At 65.9% G+C, this 20,666-nt stretch carries 21 protein-coding genes and 1 tRNA gene; 11 read left to right on the top strand and 11 right to left on the bottom strand.

What is annotated here, in order from left to right:
- Nucleotides 1-78: 78 nt before the first annotated feature.
- The 9 genes from DSM43276_RS00225 to DSM43276_RS00185 form a co-directional block, all read right to left on the bottom strand.
- Nucleotides 79-369 carry a WXG100 family type VII secretion target gene (locus DSM43276_RS00225; RefSeq protein WP_078291808.1) on the bottom strand — a complete coding sequence of 97 codons (291 nt, stop codon included), beginning with the start codon at nt 367-369 and terminating at the stop codon, nt 79-81.
- Nucleotides 370-398: 29 nt separating this feature from the next.
- Nucleotides 399-692, bottom strand: a complete 294-nt coding sequence (locus DSM43276_RS00220; RefSeq protein WP_078324150.1) for a type VII secretion protein EsxS — start codon at nt 690-692, stop codon at nt 399-401.
- A gap of 46 nt (nt 693-738) precedes the next feature.
- Nucleotides 739-2,277, bottom strand: coding sequence for a PPE family protein (locus DSM43276_RS00215; RefSeq protein WP_136628962.1), 1,539 nt, complete (start codon nt 2,275-2,277; stop codon nt 739-741).
- A 5-nt stretch (nt 2,278-2,282) separates the two neighbouring features.
- Complete coding sequence (locus DSM43276_RS00210) at nt 2,283-2,591, bottom strand: PE family protein (RefSeq protein ID WP_078331619.1); 309 nt, start codon at nt 2,589-2,591, stop codon at nt 2,283-2,285.
- Between the two features lie 432 nt (nt 2,592-3,023).
- A complete protein-coding gene (locus tag DSM43276_RS00205; RefSeq protein ID WP_078324512.1) occupies nt 3,024-3,611 on the bottom strand; it encodes a TetR/AcrR family transcriptional regulator in 588 nt (195 codons plus the stop codon).
- Between the two features lie 100 nt (nt 3,612-3,711).
- Nucleotides 3,712-4,149: a DUF350 domain-containing protein gene (locus DSM43276_RS00200; RefSeq protein WP_078324511.1), complete on the bottom strand. Its 438-nt coding sequence runs from the start codon at nt 4,147-4,149 to the stop codon at nt 3,712-3,714.
- A gap of 35 nt (nt 4,150-4,184) precedes the next feature.
- A complete protein-coding gene (locus DSM43276_RS00195; protein WP_078331617.1) occupies nt 4,185-5,351 on the bottom strand; it encodes a glutathionylspermidine synthase family protein in 1,167 nt (388 codons plus the stop codon).
- Nucleotides 5,351-5,905 (bottom strand): hypothetical protein, encoded by a 555-nt coding sequence (locus DSM43276_RS00190; RefSeq protein ID WP_078331618.1) that lies wholly within the window; start codon nt 5,903-5,905, stop codon nt 5,351-5,353. The genes DSM43276_RS00195 and DSM43276_RS00190 overlap by 1 nt, the downstream gene beginning before the upstream one ends.
- Nucleotides 5,906-6,122: 217 nt before the next feature.
- A tRNA-Leu gene (locus DSM43276_RS00185) sits at nt 6,123-6,205 on the bottom strand.
- A 255-nt stretch (nt 6,206-6,460) separates the two neighbouring features.
- On the opposite strand from DSM43276_RS00185, the gene DSM43276_RS00180 reads away from it, so the two are divergent.
- The 7 genes from DSM43276_RS00180 to pknB all read left to right on the top strand — a co-directional run bounded on the left by DSM43276_RS00180 (nt 6,461) and on the right by pknB (nt 16,055).
- Nucleotides 6,461-7,843, top strand: coding sequence for an FhaA domain-containing protein (locus tag DSM43276_RS00180; protein ID WP_211196700.1), 1,383 nt, complete (start codon nt 6,461-6,463; stop codon nt 7,841-7,843).
- A gap of 150 nt (nt 7,844-7,993) precedes the next feature.
- Entirely contained in the window at nt 7,994-8,458 is a 465-nt protein-coding gene (locus DSM43276_RS00175) for an FHA domain-containing protein FhaB/FipA (RefSeq protein ID WP_078304541.1), read from the top strand.
- The gene (locus DSM43276_RS00170) at nt 8,455-9,969 is read left to right on the top strand and encodes a PP2C family protein-serine/threonine phosphatase (RefSeq protein WP_136628961.1); all 1,515 of its coding nucleotides are present in this window, start codon (nt 8,455-8,457) and stop codon (nt 9,967-9,969) included. Before DSM43276_RS00175 ends, DSM43276_RS00170 begins: the two co-directional genes overlap by 4 nt.
- On the top strand, nt 9,966-11,399 hold the full coding sequence (locus tag DSM43276_RS00165) for an FtsW/RodA/SpoVE family cell cycle protein (RefSeq protein ID WP_078328765.1): 1,434 nt from the start codon (nt 9,966-9,968) through the stop codon (nt 11,397-11,399). The genes DSM43276_RS00170 and DSM43276_RS00165 overlap by 4 nt, the downstream gene beginning before the upstream one ends.
- Complete coding sequence (locus tag DSM43276_RS00160) at nt 11,396-12,910, top strand: penicillin-binding transpeptidase domain-containing protein (protein ID WP_078328764.1); 1,515 nt, start codon at nt 11,396-11,398, stop codon at nt 12,908-12,910. The genes DSM43276_RS00165 and DSM43276_RS00160 overlap by 4 nt, the downstream gene beginning before the upstream one ends.
- Nucleotides 12,907-14,169, top strand: coding sequence for a serine/threonine-protein kinase (locus tag DSM43276_RS00155; RefSeq protein ID WP_078328763.1), 1,263 nt, complete (start codon nt 12,907-12,909; stop codon nt 14,167-14,169). The genes DSM43276_RS00160 and DSM43276_RS00155 overlap by 4 nt, the downstream gene beginning before the upstream one ends.
- Entirely contained in the window at nt 14,169-16,055 is a 1,887-nt protein-coding gene (gene pknB, locus DSM43276_RS00150) for a Stk1 family PASTA domain-containing Ser/Thr kinase (RefSeq protein WP_078328762.1), read from the top strand. Before DSM43276_RS00155 ends, pknB begins: the two co-directional genes overlap by 1 nt.
- 4 nt (nt 16,056-16,059) lie before the next feature.
- Here pknB and DSM43276_RS00145 read toward each other — a convergent pair whose 3' ends face one another.
- Both DSM43276_RS00145 and DSM43276_RS00140 read right to left on the bottom strand, forming a co-directional pair.
- Nucleotides 16,060-16,734 carry an aminodeoxychorismate/anthranilate synthase component II gene (locus DSM43276_RS00145; protein ID WP_078328761.1) on the bottom strand — a complete coding sequence of 225 codons (675 nt, stop codon included), beginning with the start codon at nt 16,732-16,734 and terminating at the stop codon, nt 16,060-16,062.
- Between the two features lie 67 nt (nt 16,735-16,801).
- Nucleotides 16,802-17,518 (bottom strand): DUF881 domain-containing protein, encoded by a 717-nt coding sequence (locus DSM43276_RS00140; RefSeq protein ID WP_078328760.1) that lies wholly within the window; start codon nt 17,516-17,518, stop codon nt 16,802-16,804.
- A gap of 236 nt (nt 17,519-17,754) precedes the next feature.
- Here DSM43276_RS00140 and crgA point away from each other — a divergent pair, with 236 nt between their 5' ends.
- The 4 genes from crgA (at nt 17,755) to DSM43276_RS00120 (ending at nt 20,647) form a co-directional block, all read left to right on the top strand.
- On the top strand, nt 17,755-18,018 hold the full coding sequence (gene crgA / locus DSM43276_RS00135) for a cell division protein CrgA (RefSeq protein WP_078289620.1): 264 nt from the start codon (nt 17,755-17,757) through the stop codon (nt 18,016-18,018).
- A gap of 121 nt (nt 18,019-18,139) precedes the next feature.
- Complete coding sequence (locus tag DSM43276_RS00130) at nt 18,140-18,562, top strand: PH domain-containing protein (protein WP_078328759.1); 423 nt, start codon at nt 18,140-18,142, stop codon at nt 18,560-18,562.
- A 58-nt stretch (nt 18,563-18,620) separates the two neighbouring features.
- A complete protein-coding gene (locus DSM43276_RS00125) occupies nt 18,621-19,520 on the top strand; it encodes a class I SAM-dependent methyltransferase (RefSeq protein WP_078328758.1) in 900 nt (299 codons plus the stop codon).
- A 161-nt stretch (nt 19,521-19,681) separates the two neighbouring features.
- The gene (locus DSM43276_RS00120; RefSeq protein ID WP_078328757.1) at nt 19,682-20,647 is read left to right on the top strand and encodes an SAM-dependent methyltransferase; all 966 of its coding nucleotides are present in this window, start codon (nt 19,682-19,684) and stop codon (nt 20,645-20,647) included.
- Nucleotides 20,648-20,666 lie beyond the last annotated feature (19 nt).

Below are 20,666 nucleotides of genomic sequence, written 5' to 3'. Positions count from 1 at the left end.
ATTCGCAAGGAGTCAATGCTTAAGGGCCAGAGACCTTTAGAGTCCCTGGCCCTTAAGCATTGACTTGCTAGACGGCGTTTATGCGCCCCATTTGGCTCCTTCGGCCATGTCGCGGGCGTTCATGGACAGGGTGTTGGTTTCGTGGGTGGTGCCCATGGCGCGGTAGGCGCGGATGAGTTCTTCCATGGCGGTGTTCCATTGGGCCTGCCAGGCGGCTTGGCTCATGGAGGTATCGCCGTGCCAGACGGCCTGCAGGGAGGCCTGCTGGGCGGCCAGGTCGGCGCCCAGGGCGGTCAGTACACCGGAGTAGGTGTTCATCTCGCCGGCGTGGGCGAGCATCGCGGGGTAGTTGAACGTGATCTGCGACATCGTGTGTTGTCCTTTCCGAGTTGTGTGGGTTAGACGCCGATGTAGCGGCTGGCGGCGGCGGCGTCCTCGGCCACGTAGGTGGCGGCGGCATCACCGAGGTTGATCTGGGCGATATCGAGCAGCGCGTTGACCTTGGCGGCCACTTCCACGAACCGGGCGTGCGCGGCCTGGAAAGCCACCGAGGACTCACCGACATGGAAGGCCTGCGCCGACATCGCGGCCTGCTCGGCCTGCGAAATCGTCGAACGCATCAACGCGGTCTTGGCACCGAAAGTGCCCTCAGCGGCCACCAAAGCCGGAATATGTGCATCAAGCAAACTCATTATTCATCTCCTCAATCGTGTTGTGTTGTCGGTGATTTCTGGTTGTCTATGGCCGATCAGGTGCTGGCCCCCCTTCAGCGCTGTCCTCGGGGTCCAGGTTTGCATCGGTGCCCCAGGTAGTAGGCAGCATCGGTGTGGTGCGGGTGCCGTCCACGGCACCGGCGGCTGCTTCGCGTTCGATCAGTCCGGCCGCCGTGGTCGTGGAGGTGGTCCTGGGCACTGTCCCGGCGAAACCGAGCCTGCCTGACCCGCGCGCCGAAGCTCCGACGGCTGCGCTCTGTCGTGCGGCCGGCCCGGAAAAGTCCGGATCCACCGTCGAATTCATGTCCATGAACTGCGGGGCCGGATCCTTGATCCGAGCCCCACGCTTACGGCGCGCCCGCGAACGCGCCGAGGCCGCCGCGGCGGCCGCCGCCGAAATCCCCGCCGCCGGCGCCTTCGCGCCGGCACCCTCATTCAACGTCGGCCCAAACCGCACCGGAGGCGGATCCTCACGCACCGCGTACACCATGTACGCCGGAGTCACAGGTGCCGATGCCGCCGGTGAGGACGCCGGGCTACTCGGGGTGGTCGGAGCCGAGGACGAGCCTCCCGGCATTGAGGGTGTCGAGGGGACGTGCGCGAGTTGCAGGACCTGTTGCGGGTTTCTGCGCTCGATCCGTGCAGGCTCGCGGCCGGGCTCATCTTCATGGCCGGGCTCTTCAACTCCGGCGGGCGGAGCCAGCGCCGACAGCGCGAGCCCCAGCACAATCGGCAACCACGCAGGCGCGGAGAGCAAGACGCCCCAGAAGGTGAACCCGAAGGGGATGAAGAACGCTTCGTAGGCGATGAGGAACAACAACGGGAACCACGCGATAAGCGCGGCGATCGGGTTCTTCATGAAGTCTTCGATCATGTCCTGGAGCGTGCCCAGCGGATTGGTCAAGAACCGCATGAGCTGATCGATCATGTTGTTGCTGTTATCCAGCGCGGTGCCGGATTCGAGGGCTTGCGGCTGCGCGGACATCGACATCATGTCCGCGGACATGCGAGACATCTCGCCGCCCGGCGCCATGATCATCGGCGAAGGCTGCGTCGGCGCCGTCGCGGCCAGGGCCGCACCCGAAACACCCTGGTACACGCTCATGGCGGTGGCGGCCTGGACCCACATCCGGATGTAATCGGCCTCATTCAACGCGATCGGAATCATGTTGATACCAAAGAAATTGGTGGCCATCAGCACGCCGTGGATCATGTGGTTGGCGGCCAGCTCGGCCAACGTGGGCATGGCGGCCAGCGCCGTGGTGTAGCCGGCCGCAGCAGTCTCCTGCAACACCGCGTTGGTCGCGCTCATCGCGCTCTGCTGGGTAAGCCAGGCCAGGTAGGGCGTATGGCTGGCAACATACTGCGTGGCACTGGGCCCCTGCCATGGCCCGGCGCCGGTGGCAGCGAGCAGCTGCGTCAACTCCGTTGCCGCAGTGGTGTATTGCGCGGAGAGTGCCTGCCACTGGGCGGCAGCCGCCAACAGTGCTCCCGGCCCGGGCCCGGCGCTCAACAGCGCCGAATGCACCTCGGGGGGAGAAGCCATCCAAATCGGAGCAGTCACCGAAGCTAACCCCGCGCGATCATGTAGGTGACGGCGGCCTGCATGTCACCGGTGGTGTAACTGGCCGCGGACTCCGAGACGCCCAGCCCGGCCCGTCCCAGTTCCTCGACGGCCTGGGCGGCCACACCGGAGTGCTCCATGCCGCGCGCACTGAATCCGGCAGCGGTCTCCAACGACACCGGGTCGGCGGCGGGCGGAACCACGGCACCGATCACCGGAGCGGCCGCGGCATGAGCGGCCGCCAACCGTGCGGTCAGTGCTTCCACGGCCACACTCGTGGCGAGCAGACCTTCCGGAACGACATTGAGATTCATCGTGGGCATTCCCTTCCTTGAGCAGTGCGCTTAGTGACGAGCGAATACACGGTCGGGCCGTACTCGAACAGCCCACAGCCGGTGAACACCGGGTACGGCGCATGGCGTGAAGTAGCTGTGTTGATCATTGGTGATCATCTAGCTTCGCGAATCAGCGACCGCATGGGGCGAAGTTAGCATCACCTAATAGCGCTGTCGATAGTTCGCTTGAAACCAGCTCTCCGCCTGTGAACTGTCTCAAATCTGGAAATCTAGGTTGCTAGCCCTGACGCTCTTCTCTCCGTTCGGGAGCGAAGCCGAGCGTGACCTGCGCTTATTGAGCTCTTCGCCAGAGAAGTCTGGACAATGTGCCACTGGCATAAACCCCAAGCACCCCCACGCGAATGTGGCGCAGGTCACCAGCAACATCTAACTGGCTGGGACCGCATGCTCTCAAAGTTCGTCGACAGCGCGGTCCGACAACGCCATGAGAACCCTCCGCGCGCGTCCGGCCATCTCATCGGCGGAACGCTCGGGGTGGTGCCGCCACCATTGAACCAACGCCGAGACCATGTTTTCCCAGACGAGCGTCGCCGCCGAAAGGTCGTCGTCATCGCTGAGCCCCACGGCCCCAAGCGTTCTGGTCACCGCGGCGGCGGCCTGTTCGCGCAGAATGGTCCGCTGCCGCCGGGCGGCATCCCGGGCCCGCCCGCTCGGCACCGTCCTGTCGTAAAGGACCGGCCAATCACTGCGCCGGTTCTCGAGCGTGGTGAAGATTGCCGTCAGCACCGCCTCGGCGACCTCCGCACGCGCCGGCGATCCCGCCAATGCGTCGCCGATCGCGGTGGCCAGTAGCTCCCCGGCACGTTCGACGCACGCGACATAGAGATCCTCTTTGGACCCGAAATAGGCCAACACGAGAGCCTTGGACACCCCTGCGCGCGCCGCAATCCCGTTCATGCTCGACGCCGCAAAGGTCGATTCCCCGAACTCAACCCCGGCGGCGGTCAGGATCCATTGCTCCCGTTCCTGACGAGGCATTCCCTTGCTGCCGGTCCGGAGGGGTTGCATGGGTATGACGGTAGCGGAGCGTTCGCTTATGTCGCGCGCATCGACGGGCTCGTCGACTCAACCACTCGGATCACAGAATCGCAGCGGCGATAATCAGACCCACGGCCACGTAAGCGGCGGCGACAACGAGGGTTGCGGGTGTGAACCTCTTGTGCGCCAACAAATCTCCAACATCGAGGCCCACCACCCACTCGATCAGCCTGATGCAGATCGTCTGTGCCGCAATACCGATGAGTCCAAACACCAGAGTGCGCAACAGTCCTTCGACGATGTTCCCCGACGCGGTATAGATGGCGAGCACGATCACGAACGCCTGCGAGAGGAGTCCCGCCGCGGTGATCACGGCGGCGTTGGGCAGGCCCACGCGGACCATCTGCCGCAGCGGACCGGGAGTTGTCCAGTCCAGCACAAAGAATCCCACGACCATCAGCACGAAACCGACTGCCGCGTAAAGCCAGATTGCTGCGGCCCCGTGCGCGACTATCGACCAATACCCTGCAGCGTTCATGGTTGCGATCCCCATTTCTCTGGTATTCGGTGTCCCTATTGAGCTGGAATCCGGTGCGGAACGAACGCGGCGCCATCGTCGGTGATCAGGCCGGCTGTCTCCCGTATCCCCAGCCCCGCCGATTCGTCGCCGACTATCCAGGCACCGAGGACGGGCCTCATGCCGTCAAACTCCGGCAGCGGGTCGAGCAACTGGTAGACGTAGCCTTCCTCACCGTAGACACCGCCGGTGGCCGTCTCATAGCCCGCTCCCACCACGGTGATGTTGGCCCCTTCTCGCCCAAGTTTCGGCTTACGGACGTACTCGGTCAGCTCGTGTGGGTTGTCGAGATAGGCCGGCAGCAGATTGGGGTGGCCGGGGTACATCTCCCACAGAACCGCAAGAATCGCCTTGTTGCTCAAGAGCGTTTTCCACAGCGGCTCGATCCACAGCGTCTCGGGCAGAAGGTCCAGGGCGTGGCGGCCGAAGTCATCGTCGAGGATCCACTCCCACGGATACAGTTTGAAGATCGATTCGATCGGCGCCTCTTCGAGGTCCACGAGCCGGTTGAGGTCGTGATCCCAGCCGATATCCTCGATGGGCAGGCCCACCGTGTTGATCCCGGCCTCGGCCGCACACTCCTGCAGATACGCCAGGGTCACGTTGTCTTCACCGGTCTGGTCCGCCGATGACCAGGTGAAATGTGTCTCCGTACCGGCAAGTTGCTTACTGATCTGCGTCCAGCGTGCGACCAGCTGTTCATGCAGGGAGTTCCACTGGTCGTCCTCGGGGAACACATCCGTTTTCCAGTGCCACTGCAGGATCGACGCCTCCAGCAATGAGGTGGGGGTATCGGCGTTGTACTCGAGCAGGACCGGTGGCCGCCGTCCGTCATATCGCAGGTCGAAGCGCCCGTACAGATGGGGATCTCTTCGGCGCCAAGACTTTTCGATGTGTTCCCAGGACCATTCCGGCACCCCGAAATCTCGGTAGCGCCCGGTGAGGATCACATGCTCGACTGCGTCCAGGCACATGGAGTGCAGCACTTCGACGGTGGCTTCTAGGGACAGCACCTCGTCCATGTCGAAGACGTAGTGGACCGACTCGTCCCAGTAGGGACGGTCGCTACCGTCCGCCATCCGCGCGGGCGTGCCGTAACACATTCCCTGGGAGACAACGGTTTCTTCCCAACCGGGGCGGGGCCGCGCGTGCTCACGCCGCATCAGCTCCCCGAACTTCCCGAGCTGCTGGACCCGAAGCCGCCGCGCGATACCGACGGAGACCGTGAAACACTGCCCGAACCATCGGATTTGGTGAGCGTGGTACCCGAGCTGGTCTTGGCCCGCGTGCCCCTGGGCAGTTCAAGATTGCCGCCGGATGCGATGGTTCCAATGCCTTGATTCCGTCCACCGTAGTAGTACCGATAGGGCGATCCGGCGTAGATGAAGACGCCGCCGCCCGCGGACGACGCGGTACCGCGCTCGCAGTACTCCTCGGGCGCGACGACATTAGAGCCGTCCTGGACGCACGTCGCTTCGACATCGTCATCGCGGTCGATCACCGCGTAGCCCACGGCCACCACCGCCGCGATACCTGCGACAACCATGGAACCCATCAGGACGTGGTTGCGGGTCCGGCGCCGTTCCGCTGCCTTCTGGGCCTGGACCTCCGCGAGCCGCCGTTCGGCCTCGCGGGTCCGGCGTGCTTTGTCGCGAGCCCGCGACTCGGCGACGGTAGGCGGCCGCGGCGTGGTGACGCCCGGCTCTTGCCACCGCACGGCACCCCGGCCTTGCGGCGCCTCACGCCGGTCAGCATCCTCGTCGCCTATGGACGAATCGGGCATCTCTTCCCCCTCGTTGCCCGAATCATAGGAAACACTCCGACTGCTTGGTACGGCGGGCACGTGCGCCTGGCACTCCGCCCACAACGCAAAAGGCCGGAAACCCAGCGGGTCTCCGGCCTTCCATCGTTGGGCTTCCTAGCCCACTCACTTGTGGGCGAAGGGGGACTTGAACCCCCACGTCCCGAAGGACACTGGCACCTGAAGCCAGCGCGTCTGCCATTCCGCCACTCGCCCCAACGACCGCGAGAGCCTATCACGCTCCGGACCCCACCTTTGAACCGAGAACGCCCAGCGAAAGCCCGTCTACGCACGCCAATCGTCACATACGGCGAGCGTAGAAGGCCTCTTGGTGCCAAGACGATGTCGTCTCGTAATAGAGGAGTGGGTGCCGACGATCATCAAACCGATACGATCTACTCGAGATCCGCTCGTGGCGGTGCGCTGTGTCATGCGCTCAGAACTGCCACGCGATCGCCGAAAGGAGGAGGCATGGGAATTGTCCAGCGCTTCGAGCGCAAGCTTGAAGACGTGGTCGGCGATGCCTTCGCGCGCGTATTCGGCGGCAGCATCGTTCCCCAGGAAGTGCAGGCCTCGCTGCGACGCGAGGCCGCCGACGGAGTCAGGTCCGCGGGCGAGGGGCGGCTGCTGACTCCCAATGAGTTCTTCGTTCTCCTCAGCACCGGAGATCACGAGAAAGCGGCCGACGACCGCGATCTCAACCCAGACACGTTCGCCGAACACCTGCGCGAATATATTCGCGATCAGGGGTGGCAAACGTATGGTGAAGTTGTTGTCCGATTCGAACAATCACCGAACTTGCACACCGGCCAGTTTCGCACGCGCGGTGTGGTCAATCCCGATACCAAGCGGGACCGTACGCACGGCGCCGTGACGACTGCCCCTTCGACCCCGGATTCACAACCAGGAGCATCCATGACTGACAACCCAGGTCCCCAGCAGGGACGCCCCGGCGAAGAGTACGGCCGGGAGGACGACCGGTACGGGCGTCCCGATCAGGATCCGCGCGGTCAGCAGCCCCCACAAGGCGACCAGGGATACCCCCCGCGCCAGGGCGGCTACGAAGGCGGCGGCTACGGACAGGGCCAGCAGCACGGTCAGGACTACGGTCGCCCACCGGCCGGCTACGAGCAGGGCGGCTACCCACCGCGCCCGCCACAGCAGGGCGGATATGAGCAAGGTGGCCGCGGTGGTTACGACCAGGGCGGGTACGGAGGCCCTGCCCAAGGCGGCGGGGACTACGGTCGCCCACCGGCGCCTCCGCAGCAAGGTGGCTACCCCGCCCCGCCGCAACAGGGCGGATACGGTGAGCCTCCTCGCCCCAACTACGGCGAGTACGAGCAGGGCGGTGGGTACGGCGCACCGCAAGGTCCTCCTCCGGGCCAGGACTACGGTCGTCCCCCCGCGTACCCACAGCAGGGTGGCTACGGCGCCCCGCCGCAGCAGGGCGGATACGGATCGCCCCAGGGTGGTTACGGGGAGCCCGAATACGGCGACTACGAACACGGCGGCTACCAGAGCAGCCCCGACTACGGCGCCCCGACCGGAGGCGGCGCTGGGTCCGGACGTACCACCATCACCTTGCAGCTGGACGACGGCAGCGGCCGCACCTACCAATTACGCGAGGGCACCAATGTGATCGGCCGCGGCCAGGACGCCCAGTTCCGGCTGCCGGACACTGGCGTCTCGCGTCGTCACCTCGAGGTGCGCTTCGACGGGCATGCCGCATTGCTGTCGGATCTCAACTCGACCAACGGCACCACGGTCAACAACGCCCCCGTCACCGAGTGGCAGTTGGCTGACGGCGACATCATCCGGCTGGGCCACTCCGAGATCATCGTTCGGGTGCAGTAGGACCGCATCGGCAACACCGCGTTCGACACAGGCTGCACGTATCGGGCCCCGGCGGGTAACCCAGCCAAGTATCGTTGCCCTGCCGAATATGTCCGGTCTCCGGACACCCTCGCCGAGGCGCGATGGACCAGCGAGAGGAACGACAACCGGATGCAGGGACTGGTGCTCCAGCTCACCCGCGGTGGGTTCCTGTTACTGCTGTGGGTGTTCATCTGGTCGGTGCTGCGCATCCTGCGGACCGATATCTACGCCCCGACCGGTCAGCTGATGGCCAATCGCGGGCTCAACCTGCGCGCCATTCGTCCCGCGAAGGCGGGCAAGCGGCAGATGCAGTACCTCCTGGTCACCGAGGGTGCACTTGCGGGCACGCGGATAACGCTCGGCACACAGCCCATTCTGATCGGCCGCGCCGACGACTCAACCCTGGTCCTGACCGACGATTACTCGTCGACGCGGCACGCGCGGCTATCGCCACGCGGGCCGGATTGGTACGTCGAGGATCTAGGATCGACCAACGGCACATATCTGGATAGGGAGAAGGTGACGACGGCACTGCGGGTTCCCCAGGGGACGCCGGTACGTATCGGTAAGACAGTGATCGAGCTGCGCTCGTGACACTGGTACTTCGCTACGCCGCGCGTAGCGACCGCGGACTTGTGCGGTCGAACAACGAGGACTCGGTCTATGCCGGAGCCCGTCTTTTGGCATTGGCCGACGGCATGGGCGGTCATGCCGCCGGCGAGGTCGCCTCTCAGCTGGTCATCGCCGCATTGGCGCCGCTCGACGACGACGAACCCGGTGGCGACCTGCTGGACACGCTGGCCGACGCGGTCTACTCAGGTAATGGGGCGATCGCCGATCACGTGCGCGCCGAACCGGAGCTGGACGGAATGGGCACCACCCTGACGGCCTTCCTGTTCGCCGGAAAACGGTTGGGCATGGTGCACATCGGTGACTCGCGCGCCTATCTGATGCGCGACGGTGAGCTGGCCCAGATCTCCAAGGACGACACCTTCGTCCAGACTCTTGTCGACGAGGGGCGCATTACCCCCGAGCAGGCGCACAACCATCCGCAGCGCTCGCTGATCATGCGTGCGCTCACCGGTGCACCCGTCGAACCGACGCTCATCATGCGTGAGGCGCAGGCCGGGGACAGATACCTGCTCTGTTCGGACGGACTCTCCGACCCGGTCAGTCACGAAACCATCGCCGAGGCGTTGGAAATCCCCGATGTCTCCGCCGCGGCCGACAGGCTCATCGAGCTCGCCCTGCGCAGCGGGGGACCCGACAACGTCACCGTGGTCGTCGCCGATGTCGTGGAGCTGGACTACGGGCAGACCCGGCCGATCGTGGCGGGGGCGATATCCGCCGATGACGACACCGACACCCCTCCGCCGAACACGGCGGCCGGGCGCGCCGCCGCCATTCAGCGCACCCTCAAAGAGCCGGAGCCGGCCGAGGATGAATCCGATTCCGACACAACCGATTCCGATCCGGCTAAGCCCAAGAAGCGCCGGCTGCGCTGGTTGATCGCGGCGGTGCTCGTGGTCTTGATCGCGCTGTCCGGACTGGCGATCGGCCGCCGCGTGGTGCTGAACAACTACTACGTGAGCGCCCATGAGGGCAACGTCTCCATCATGCAGGGCGTCCAGGGCTCACTCCTCGGTTATCGACTACAGCGGCCCGACCTCGTCGGTTGCCTCGACAGCCGTGGGGACATGTCGCTGGTGAGCTACGGCGAACCCGCATCCGGCCTGTCCTGCAAGTACTTCAAGGTGTCAGACCTGCGGCCGTCCGAGCGACAGCAGGTCGAAGCCGGCCTGCCCGGTGGCACCCTGGACCAGGCGATCGGCCAGTTGCGTCAGCTCACCAAGAACGCGCTGCCACCGTGCGCGCCGCCCGCCCCCAAGACCCCGCCACCCGCGCCGACCACCGCCGGACGCACCCCGTCCACCACATCCGGCTCCGCCGCCGCCACCACGACCACCACGCGGCCGTCCCCCACGCCTACGTCCACGACGAGCCCCGGCGCGAGCACCACGCCGACCACAACATCCACTCCTGCGCCGGCGCCCTTGCCGGCGCCACCACAAGAGCCGGGCGTTACCTGCCGGACCGTGTCATGACGACGGCGCCCCAAACCGCTGTAGTGGCCCGTGGGGCAGGCACCGCGCCACCGCCCCAATCCACACGACGCAGTGCGGAGTTGGGGCTACTCGGCTTCGCCGCCGCGATCACCACCGTCGCCCTGATCCTCGTCGAGGCCAACCTCGAACGCGGTCTGTCACTGGACCTGCTGAAGTACGGCCTTGCGTACCTCGTCCTGTTTATGTTGGCGCACCTGGGAATTCGCCGCTACGCCCCGTACGCCGATCCGCTGCTATTGCCCTGTGTCGCGCTGCTCAACGGCCTCGGACTCGTCATGATCCATCGCCTGGACCTGGCAAAGGTGGCCGCCGGTGACGGCACCGAGACCCTGGAAGCCAACGCGCAGGTGCTATGGACGCTGGTCGGTGTCGCGGCACTTGTCGGTGTGCTGGCTGCCGTCAAGGACCACCGCGTGCTGGCGCGATACGGGTACACCTTCGGGATCGTCGGCATCGTCTTACTGGCCATCCCGGCGCTGCTGCCATCCTCGGCCTCGGAAAGAAATGGCGCCAAGATCTGGATCGAGTTGCCGTTCTTGTCGATTCAGCCCGCCGAGGCTGCCAAGATCCTGTTGCTGGTGTTCTTTGCCGCCTTCTTGATGACGAAACGCGACCTATTCCGCACCGCCGGCCGCAGCTACTGGGGCGTGGAGTCGCCTCGGGCCAGGGACCTCGGCCCGCTGCTGGCGGTATGGGCAATCTCGGTCGGAGTCATGGTCTTTGAGAAAGACCTGGGCACCTCATTGCTGCTCTACACCTCGTTCCTGACGGTGCTGTACATCGCCACGGCACGGATCAGCTGGGTGCTGATCGGGCTTGGTCTCTTCGTCGTCGGCGCGTTCCTCGCGTACTTTCTGTTTGCGCATGTGCGCGTGCGCGTCGAAACCTGGCTCGACCCCTTCGCCGACGCGGACGGTAACGGGTATCAGATGATGCAGTCGCTGTTCAGCTTCGCCACCGGAGGCATCTTCGGCACCGGCCTCGGAAACGGCCAGCCGGGCACGGTTCCGGCCGCCTCAACGGATTTCATCATCGCCGCAATCGGTGAGGAACTCGGACTGGTGGGCCTGGCCGGGGTACTGCTGGTGTTCACCATCCTGATCGTCCGTGGCTTCCGCACCGCGCTGGCGGTGCGGGACAGCTTCGGCAAGCTGCTCGCCTGCGGGCTGTCGGCGGCACTGGCGCTGCAACTGTTCATCGTCGTCGGCGGTGTCACCAAACTGATCCCGCTGACGGGACTCACCACACCCTGGATCTCCTATGGCGGGTCGTCGCTGGTGTCCAACTACGTGCTGCTGGCCATCCTGCTGCGCATATCGCACATCGCCCGCCGGCCGCTCACCACTAATTCCGCGCCCAACGCCGCCCCCATCGCGGAGGCCCGCACAGACCTGATCGATCGCGTATGAACACATCGATCCGCCGGGTGTCTCTCGTCGTCATGGGATTGGTCGTGCTGCTGCTTGCCAATGCCACCCTCACCCAGGTGTTCACAGCGCCCGGGCTGCGAGCCGACCCGCGCAATCAACGGGTGCTGCTCGACGAGTACTCGCGCCAGCGGGGACAGATTTCGGCCAGTGGGCAGCTGCTCGCCTCCTCGGTGGCCACCGACAGCCGCTTCCGGTTCCTGCGGCAGTACGCGGACCCGCTGGTGTACGCACCCATCACCGGCTTCTACTCGCTCAACTACTCGAGCGCCGGATTGGAGCGCGCCGAGGACAGCGTGCTCAACGGATCCGACCCTCGGCTGTTCGGTCGGCGGCTCGCGGACTTCTTCACGGGCCGCGACCCCCGCGGCGGCAGCGTGGTCACCACGATTCGCCCCGATGTGCAGCAGGCCGCCTACGACGCCATGCACCGTGGGTGCAAGAACGGCTGCCGCGGCTCGGTGGTCGCGCTCGAGCCCTCCACCGGAAAGATCCTCGCGATGGTGTCGACGCCCTCCTACGACCCCAATCTGCTCGCCAGTCAGGATTCCGCGCAGGAGAACGAGGCCTGGAAGCGGCTGCAGGACGACCCCGCGCAACCGATGCTGAATCGCGCCATTTCGCAGACGTACCCGCCCGGCTCGACCTTCAAGGTGATCACTACCGCGGCGGCACTGGCAGATGGCAAGACGGTCAACACCGAGGTGACCGCGTCGCCGACCATCTTCCTGCCGGGGAGCAACGCAACCCTGGAGAACTACAACAGAGCCTCCTGTGGCGGTGGCGACAACACCACGCTGAAGGAGGCCTTCGCGCGCTCCTGCAACACCGCCTTCGCCAAACTCGGATCCGAACAACTCAAGCGCGACAAGCTGGTCAAGGCCGCGCAGGCGTTCGGTCTCGACCACGAGCTCGACGGCATTCCGCTCCAGGTGGCTACCTCCACTGTCGGGCCGATGTCCGACGACGCGGCCGTCGCGATGTCGAGCATCGGGCAAAAGGATGTCGCGGTGACCCCGCTGCAGAACGCGATGGTTGCCGCGGCAGTCGCCAACAAGGGCCTGCTGATGCAGCCGCACCTGGTCGATAGCCTTAAGGGCCCAGACCTTTCGAATCTGTCCACCACCACCCCGGATGACATCGGCCAAGCCGTGACACCCGCTATCGCGAACACATTGACCGAACTGATGATTGCCTCAGAACAGCGCACCGCGCAGACCGGTGCCATCCCCAGCGTGCAGATCGCATCCAAGACCGGCACCGCCGAGCACGGCACCGATCCGCGCAACACCCCGCCGCACGCGTGGTACATCGCCTTCGCTCCCGCGTCCAGCGCCACAACTGATCCTCAGGCCACGCCGGTCACCCCCCAGGTGGCCATCGCGGTACTCGTCGAAGACGGCGGAGACCGCGCACTGGCGGCCACCGGCGGCTCCGTCGCCGCACCCATCGGGCGACAGGTCATCGCCGCAGCACTACAGGGAGCCTCATGACAGTACGTGTGGGAGAAACGCTTTCGGGTCGCTACAGATTGCAGCGGCTCATTGCCACCGGCGGTATGGGCCAGGTGTGGGAGGGCACCGACAGCCGTCTGGGCCGCAAGGTGGCCGTGAAGGTGCTCAAGGCCGAATTCTCCTCGGACCCGGAGTTCATCGAGCGGTTCCGTGCTGAGGCACGCACCGTCGCCATGCTCAACCACCCGGGTATCGCCAGCGTGTACGACTACGGCGAGACCGATATGGACAGCGAGGGCCGCACCGCCTATCTGGTGATGGAACTGGTGCACGGCGAGCCCCTGAACTCGGTGCTCAAGCGCACCGGCCGCCTGTCGCTGCGTCACTCGCTGGACATGCTGGAGCAGACCGGCCGCGCCCTGCAGGTCGCGCACGCCGCGGGGCTGGTGCACCGCGACGTGAAACCGGGCAACATCCTGATCACGCCCACCGGGCAGGTGAAACTCACCGACTTCGGCATCGCCAAGGCCGTGGATGCCGCCCCGGTCACCCAAACCGGCATGGTGATGGGCACCGCCCAGTACATCGCCCCCGAACAGGCGCTGGGCCACGACGCCACCCCCGCCAGCGATGTCTACGCACTGGGAGTCGTTGGGTACGAAGCGGTTTCGGGCAAGCGCCCGTTCACCGGAGACGGCGCGTTGACGGTCGCGATGAAGCACATCAAGGAAACGCCGTCGCCGCTGCCGGCCGACCTGCCGCCGAACGTGCGCGAGCTCATCGAGATCACGCTCGTGAAGAACCCGCAGAACCGATACACCAGCGGCGGCCCGTTCGCCGATGCGGTGGCCGCGGTACGCGCCGGACGGCGCCCGCCCCGGCCCAACCAGGCACCCACCATCAGCCGGGCCACGCCGGCGGCCATCCCGCCCGCCACCCAGGTGCGGCCCGCCGTGGGGGCACCCAGCCGCGTCGCACCGCCCACGTCCCGCACCCGCCAGCCGACGGGCTCACACCGGCCGCCACCGCCCCGGCGCGGCACGTTCTCGCCCGGACAGAAGGCCCTGATGTGGGCCGCCGCGGTGCTGGGCATCTTCGCGATCATCATCGCGGCGCTCATCTTGTTGCGAGCCAGCGAGAAGAAGAACGACATTCCCCTCCCCTCGGCAACAACCTCGAGCAGCGAGGCACCCTCAAGTCCAGGTTCAGCTTCGCCAGGAGCGCTTGCGCCAGCTAATATCGTGGCTCTGCTTCCGGTCGACGAACCGGACCCGATCACTGGGACGAAATCACCGTAATGAGCACTCCGCAGCACCTCTCGGACCGCTATGAGCTGGGGGAGATCCTCGGCTATGGAGGCATGTCCGAGGTTCACCTGGCGCGCGACCAGCGGTTGAACCGCGACGTCGCGATCAAGGTGCTGCGCGCTGACCTGGCCCGCGACCCCAGCTTCTATCTGCGTTTCCGCCGGGAGGCGCAGAACGCCGCCGCGCTGAACCACCCCGCGATCGTCGCGGTCTACGACACCGGTGAGGCCGAGACGCCCACCGGGCCGCTGCCGTACATCGTCATGGAGTACGTCGACGGCATCACCCTGCGTGACATCGTCAAGGACGACGGCCCCATGCCGATCCGCCGAGCGATCGAAGTCATCGCCGACTCGTGCCAGGCGCTCAATTTCAGCCATCAGCACGGCATCATCCACCGCGACGTCAAGCCCGCCAACATCATGATCAGCAAGACCGGCGCGGTGAAGGTGATGGACTTCGGGATCGCGCGCGCGGTGTCGGACGCCGGTGTCAGCGTCACCCAGACCGCGGCGGTCATCGGTACAGCGCAGTATCTTTCGCCGGAGCAGGCGCGCGGCGAGACCGTGGACGCTCGTTCCGATGTCTACTCGCTGGGCTGCGTCCTATACGAATTGCTCACCGGAGAACCGCCTTTCGTCGGTGATTCACCCGTCGCGGTGGCCTACCAGCACGTACGTGAAGATCCGGTGGCGCCGTCCAAGCGCAACCCGGAGATTCCGCCCGGACTGGATTCCGTTGTGCTCAAGGCACTTTCGAAGAATCCTGATAACAGGTACCAGAACGCCGCCGAGATGCGCACCGACCTGATGCGGGTGTACCAGGGCGAACAACCGGAGGCCCCGAAGGTCCTCACCGACGCCGAGCGCAGCTCGATGCTCAACACCCCTGCCAACTCCAAGGCGTACCCGGCCACCGGGCCCCAGACCAACCCGCTTCCCAGTCATTACGCGGAGCCGCGGCGCAATCCGCTGAGCCGCTGGCTGGTTGGCCTGGCCGCACTGGTGGTGCTCACCGTGGTGGTCACCTTCGCCATCATCTTGGGCAGCGGGCCCTCGCGCGATGTTCAGGTTCCGGATGTGACCGGCAGGTCGCAGTCCGAGGCCGTGGCAGCGCTGCAGAACCTCGGTTTCAAGACCAAGATCCAGAAGAACACCAGCTCAAAGCTCGCTCCCGACAAGGTCATCGACACCGACCCCGCGAAGGGCTCCACTGTGTCCGCGGGCTCCGAGGTCACCCTCAACGTGTCCATCGGACCGGAGAGCCAGCAGGTACCCGACTGCCACGGCCTCAGCTTCGGCGACGCGGTGAAGAAGCTTCAGGGCGCTGGTTTCAAGGGCACCTTCACCCAGAGCGAGACCAAGTCGCTGCCCGAAGACAAGGGCCGGGTCATGGCCACCAACCCGCCGGCGGGGCAGTACTCGGCCGTCACCAACAACATCACCATCGTTGTCGGCAAGGGCCCGGGAGAGAAGCCCGCTCCGGATCTTGTCGGCCAGAACGTCGACGTCGCCCTCAAGAACCTGCCCACCTACGGCTTTACCGCACCACCCACCGTGATCCCCGTTCCCAGTCCGGAATCGAAGGGTCAGATCCTGAGCACGAATCCGCCGGCCGGAACCATGTTCCCCGAGGACGGGGTCATCGAAATCCGGGTCTCCCAGGGCGGGCAGTTCCGCATGCCGAACATCGTGGGCAAGTTCTGGACCGATGCCGAGCCGATGCTGTACCAGGCCGGGTGGCAAGGCGGGGGACTGAGCACCGAGGATGTGCCGTCCGATGGCGGTAACAGAGCTCGCGTGGTCTCTCAGGATCCGCTACCCGGCGCGGGTGTCGGATACAACGGACCGATCAAGCTGCGCTTCGGCGCGGGCTAGAGCGTCACCCGCCGAGGGCGGCCACTCGCCCGCTGACCCCGTTCAGCGCCGACGCGACCTCTGCCTCAAGCGAACGCACCAGCGGTTCATCAAGGGGCGCACCGCAATAGGTGAGCCAGTTGGCCAACATCCGGTGCCCGCCCTCGGTGAGGATCGACTCGGGGTGGAACTGCACGCCGTGGATCGGATGCTCGGTGTGCATGACGCTCATGATTACCCCGCTGGCCGTGCGGGCGATTACCCGGAGCCCCTCGGGCACAGTATCGGGAAGGATCGTCAGCGAGTGATACCTGGTGGCCGTGAACGGGTTCGGCAGACCGAGCAGCACCCCGGCGTCCTCGTGTTCGACCGTGCTCGTCTTGCCGTGCAACAACTCCGGCGCGCGGTCGACGGTGCCGCCGAACGCGACCCCGATCGCCTGATGTCCCAGACACACCCCGAGTAGCGGGGTGCCCGTCTTCGCACAGGAATGCACCATCGCGATGGAGGCCCCCGCGCTCTCCGGCGTGCCCGGACCGGGACTGATCAGTACGCCGTCGAAGTCGGCGGCCACCGCGTCGGTATCGGCCAGCCGCGGGTCGTCGTTACGCCACACCACCGCGTCCACGCCGAGCTGGCCCAGGTACTGGACCAGGTTGAACACGAAGCTGTCGTAGTTGTCGACGACCAGGATGCGCACAGATCCAGGGTACGGACACGCGCCAGCGTTTTCCCAGCCGGTTTACCCGGACGGTGACACACGATGCCTACGGACCCTGCAACGGCACCGCGCGGCCGGGCCCCACCGCGTCCCGATATCCGGCCACCTCGAGATGATGTCCACGAGTCACCGTGTACCCCAAGCCGAATCGCGCGACGTACTGCCGATACAGGGTCACCAACGGCGCCGCGTCCAGCGCCGCCTGCATGGTGTCGGCATCGCCGATGGCCGTGATCACGTAGGGCGGGCTGTAGGTGCGGCCGTGCAGCAGCAGCGTGTTGCCCACACATCGCGGCACCGAGCTGGCGACCAGGCGCTGGTCATCCTGCATCTGGATCGCCTCGGCACCCGCGCTCCACAGGGCATTGAGCACGCCCTCGACATCCTGCTGATGCACCACCAAGTCGTCCGGCGACGCATCCCGGGGGAAACGGCCGTACGAGTCGCGCTTGGCATCGGTCAGCGTCACCACCAGACCGGGGCCGGTGACGGGTCGCACTCCGGCGGCATCGGCCATCTCGCCGGTTTCCGCGAGTGCCGCCGCCACCTTGCTGTCGCCCCCTGCCGACTGCTCACGCGCGGCCGCCATCTGACTGGCCAGGCCGTCACGGGCGGCACTGAGCCTGTCGACCGACTTCTGCGTCTCACGCACCAGATCCACCAGCCGCGGCGATGGCGAGTCGCCCCGGCGGATCTCGTTGCCACCCGACACCGTGTGCGTCGCGGCCAGCAGAAAGCCGGCCAGCGCACAGACCAGGGGCACGCCAACGCGCCAGATGCGGCCCCCGCGAGCGGGAGGGACCCCCGGTGTGCGCTGGGGGTCCTCCCCGCGTTCGGGGGCCTCATCGGGGTCTGAACCTCTTCGCGCTAGGGGCTCATCGGCGGTCACCAGAAGATTGTCGCAGCACCGCGCTGTAACCTGCGTAAGAACCCATAACGACTCCGGCCACCGCGATCCGTCGTCGTGCCGCCATATCCGAGATGCTTCCGAGGTAGTCGATGCCCAAGTCCAAGGTCCGCAAGAAGTCCGCGTTCAACGCGACCACCGTTAGCCGCACCCCGGTCAAGGTGAAGGCCGGTCCGTCGAGCGTCTGGTTTGTCGCGCTCTTCCTCACCCTCATGCTCATCGGCCTGGCCTGGCTGATGGTGTTCCAGCTCGCCGCCCAGCACATCACCTGGATGCTGGATCTGGGCCCGTGGAATTACGCCATCGCGTTTGCCTTCATGATCACCGGGCTGCTGCTGACCATGCGGTGGCGGTGACAAAAGACCTGACCGATCCCATGTTGCCGTTGCCGGTTCGGTTAGCACCCGTTTGCATCGAGTCAACCCGCGAGACACCCAATCACAACGATGTGATTTATCCCCACTGTGGATAACGCCTGTGGATAACCCGACCGCATCCGCCACCGAATGGGGCCCGAAACCCGCCGGCATCGCCGCCGCGGCGCTGGTCGGTGTCGCCTTCGGTATCGCCGTCTTCCTTGTCGCTGATGCACCCGGACGTCTGCTGGCCGCCGTGGCCGCCCTCGGTCTGCTGGGATTCGCCGCGGTGTCCTGGCGGTGCCGCCCGAAGTTGCGCATCGTCGACGAGGGTCTCGAGCTGCAGGGCCTCACCCGTGTCACGCTGCTGCCCCGGGCCACCGTGGACTCGGTGAAGGTCACCGAGTTCCGCAGGCTCGGTCGGCGCACCCGGCTGCTGGAGATCGAGTCCGGAGATGACCTGATCGTCTTGAACCGCTGGGATCTGGGTACCGACCCCCGCGACGTGTACGAAGCGCTGCGCGCCGCCCGCTATCGGGCGTGAGGGCTTCAACACGCGTATCGTTGCCTTAGGTAATTACTCCTAGGTAAGAGGCGGCCACATGACACGGACCGATGGCGATCAGTGGGACATTGTCAGCAGCGTCGGTTTCACGGCCCTGATGGTGTCGTCGTTCCGGGCCCTGGAGACCATCCGCTCCGAGCCACTCATCCGCGATGAGTACGCTCGCGCCTTCGTCGAGGCTTCCGGGGAACCCCACCTCACCGAGGCGCTGACGGCCCCCAAACCCGAGTCCGAGTGGGACGTCGCCACCACCTATCTGGTCAATCATCTCGCCGTTCGTACCAAGTACTTCGATGAATTCTTCACTACTGCAACGGCTTCCGGCGTCCGGCAGGTTGTAATCCTGGCCGCCGGCCTGGACGCGCGGGTGTACCGGCTGCCCTGGCCGGATAGCACCGTCGTCTACGAGCTCGATCAGCCGAAGGTCCTCGAATTCAAGGACCACGTCCTTGCCGAACAGAACGCAACACCCCTGGCCGAGCGGCGCGAAGTCGCCGTCGACCTTCGCGACGACTGGGTCGCGGCGCTGGAGACGGCGGGCTTCGACGCGGCCAAGCCGACGGCGTGGCTCGCGGAGGGCCTGCTGGCCTACCTCCCCGGTGCCGCCCAGGATGCGCTGTTCGAGAGCATCACCGCGCATTCCGCCCCCGGCAGCTTCCTCGCCACCGAATGGCGCCGCCAGGTGGCAACCGCCAGTCAGTGGCAGGATGCGGTCAACAAGCTCCGGCCGGACTTCCTCAAGGACATCAGCATCGGCGATCTCATCTACGACGATGAGCGCAAAGACCCCGTCGAGTGGCTCGGTGAACATGGTTGGCAGGTCGCTACCATCAACCGGCTGGAGCAGGCCGCCGACTACGGGCGGCCCGCCCCCCGTGAGCACAGCGAGATCACTTCGCTGTGGTCAGACGCCTACTTCATCTCCGCCACGCGCTAGCCGTCGCGAACGCGGCACGCGGGGGAGCGCCGGGGTGGGACCTTCCGTCCCGCCTCGACTAAAGTTTCCCATGCAATCGGTCACAAGGGTGCCGTCTGTACGAACAGGCCAGTTGGCAAAGGCCTGTCGTTTGACGGTTGGGGGATTGAGAGCTGAGTTTCATGTCGGGAGACGGCCATAGCGGCGGATTCGTCCGCCAGGGCATGCAGATTGGGCTGACCATCGCTGCCCTGCGGGTACTCGAGGCCCGCCGCGCACATCCTTTGCTGTTGGACGAGCACGCTCGAACAGTCCTCGAAGCGGTGGGCGATCCCCACACACTCGCGCTCCTGGACGCAGGCCTCCGTGAGGAGCCGTCGACGGCGGATGAGCTCCGCACGTCCCTGCTCACCAACTACGCGGCGGCGATGTGCCGGTACTACGACGAATCCCTGCTCGCCTGCGTCGAGAACGGCAATCGTCAGGTGGTGCTGCTGGCCGGGGGACTCGATACCCGCGCCTACCGACTGTCCTGGCCCGCCGGAACCACCGTCTATGAGATCGACTATGGCGAGGTCCTCACGCTCAAGATGAAGGCACTCGACAACGCGGGTGTCACGCCTCGTACGACCCAACGCATGGTCCTGTGTGGACTCGGTGATCAGTGGCAGGCGGAGCTGAGCCTGGCCGGATTCGACCCCGACGCCCCCACGGCATGGCTCGCAGAATCCGTCATCTGCAACCTCCCCGGCGGCAGCCAGGACACGATGTTCGAGCGGATCATCGAAATGTCGGCTCCGGGCAGCACCATTTCGACGGACAACGACGCGTTAGCCCCCTCGGGGCGGGCATGGGGTGACGTCGTGGGCGCCATTCTCCCGGACGCACTTCGCGGCGCCGACTACTCGGCACTCGCGCGCTACGACGAACGCACCCCTCCCGGGGATTGGCTATCCGGGCACGGGTGGCTGACCCGGACACGCACCACCCGTGAGCTGGCCGAGCGCTACGGCAGGCCGTTCGGCGACACGCTGGCCCCGGATTTCGACGATCTGGCGGACCGCCGTTTCCTCACCGCGACGCTGCCGAGCGATTATCTTGCGCATTGCGCGCAGCCTTCCCCGTGCGAGGAGCTCGCCGCGCCATGAGGATCGCTGGGGTGACTGG

Source organism: Mycobacteroides salmoniphilum, from assembly GCF_004924335.1.
Taxonomy (GTDB): domain Bacteria; phylum Actinomycetota; class Actinomycetes; order Mycobacteriales; family Mycobacteriaceae; genus Mycobacterium; species Mycobacterium salmoniphilum.
Note: the sequence above shows the minus strand (reverse complement) of the source record. Positions and strands in the feature narration are given on the sequence as shown.

What these genes read in the sequence shown, in the direction of transcription:
- DSM43276_RS00165 (WP_078328765.1), top strand. Translation starts at nt 9,966, where the DNA reads ATGACGACGGCGCCCCAAACCGCTGTAGTGGCCCGTGGGGCAGGCACC.
- DSM43276_RS00125 (WP_078328758.1), top strand. Translation starts at nt 18,621, where the DNA reads ATGACACGGACCGATGGCGATCAGTGGGACATTGTCAGCAGCGTCGGT.
- DSM43276_RS00180 (WP_211196700.1), top strand. Translation starts at nt 6,461, where the DNA reads ATGGGAATTGTCCAGCGCTTCGAGCGCAAGCTTGAAGACGTGGTCGGC.
- DSM43276_RS00220 (WP_078324150.1), bottom strand. Translation starts at nt 692, where the DNA reads ATGAGTTTGCTTGATGCACATATTCCGGCTTTGGTGGCCGCTGAGGGC.
- pknB (WP_078328762.1), top strand. Translation starts at nt 14,169, where the DNA reads ATGAGCACTCCGCAGCACCTCTCGGACCGCTATGAGCTGGGGGAGATC.
- DSM43276_RS00155 (WP_078328763.1), top strand. Translation starts at nt 12,907, where the DNA reads ATGACAGTACGTGTGGGAGAAACGCTTTCGGGTCGCTACAGATTGCAG.
- DSM43276_RS00175 (WP_078304541.1), top strand. Translation starts at nt 7,994, where the DNA reads ATGCAGGGACTGGTGCTCCAGCTCACCCGCGGTGGGTTCCTGTTACTG.
- DSM43276_RS00200 (WP_078324511.1), bottom strand. Translation starts at nt 4,149, where the DNA reads ATGAACGCTGCAGGGTATTGGTCGATAGTCGCGCACGGGGCCGCAGCA.
- DSM43276_RS00210 (WP_078331619.1), bottom strand. Translation starts at nt 2,591, where the DNA reads ATGAATCTCAATGTCGTTCCGGAAGGTCTGCTCGCCACGAGTGTGGCC.
- DSM43276_RS00225 (WP_078291808.1), bottom strand. Translation starts at nt 369, where the DNA reads ATGTCGCAGATCACGTTCAACTACCCCGCGATGCTCGCCCACGCCGGC.
- DSM43276_RS00120 (WP_078328757.1), top strand. Translation starts at nt 19,682, where the DNA reads ATGTCGGGAGACGGCCATAGCGGCGGATTCGTCCGCCAGGGCATGCAG.
- DSM43276_RS00205 (WP_078324512.1), bottom strand. Translation starts at nt 3,611, where the DNA reads ATGCCTCGTCAGGAACGGGAGCAATGGATCCTGACCGCCGCCGGGGTT.
- crgA (WP_078289620.1), top strand. Translation starts at nt 17,755, where the DNA reads ATGCCCAAGTCCAAGGTCCGCAAGAAGTCCGCGTTCAACGCGACCACC.
- DSM43276_RS00160 (WP_078328764.1), top strand. Translation starts at nt 11,396, where the DNA reads ATGAACACATCGATCCGCCGGGTGTCTCTCGTCGTCATGGGATTGGTC.
- DSM43276_RS00195 (WP_078331617.1), bottom strand. Translation starts at nt 5,351, where the DNA reads ATGCGGCGTGAGCACGCGCGGCCCCGCCCCGGTTGGGAAGAAACCGTT.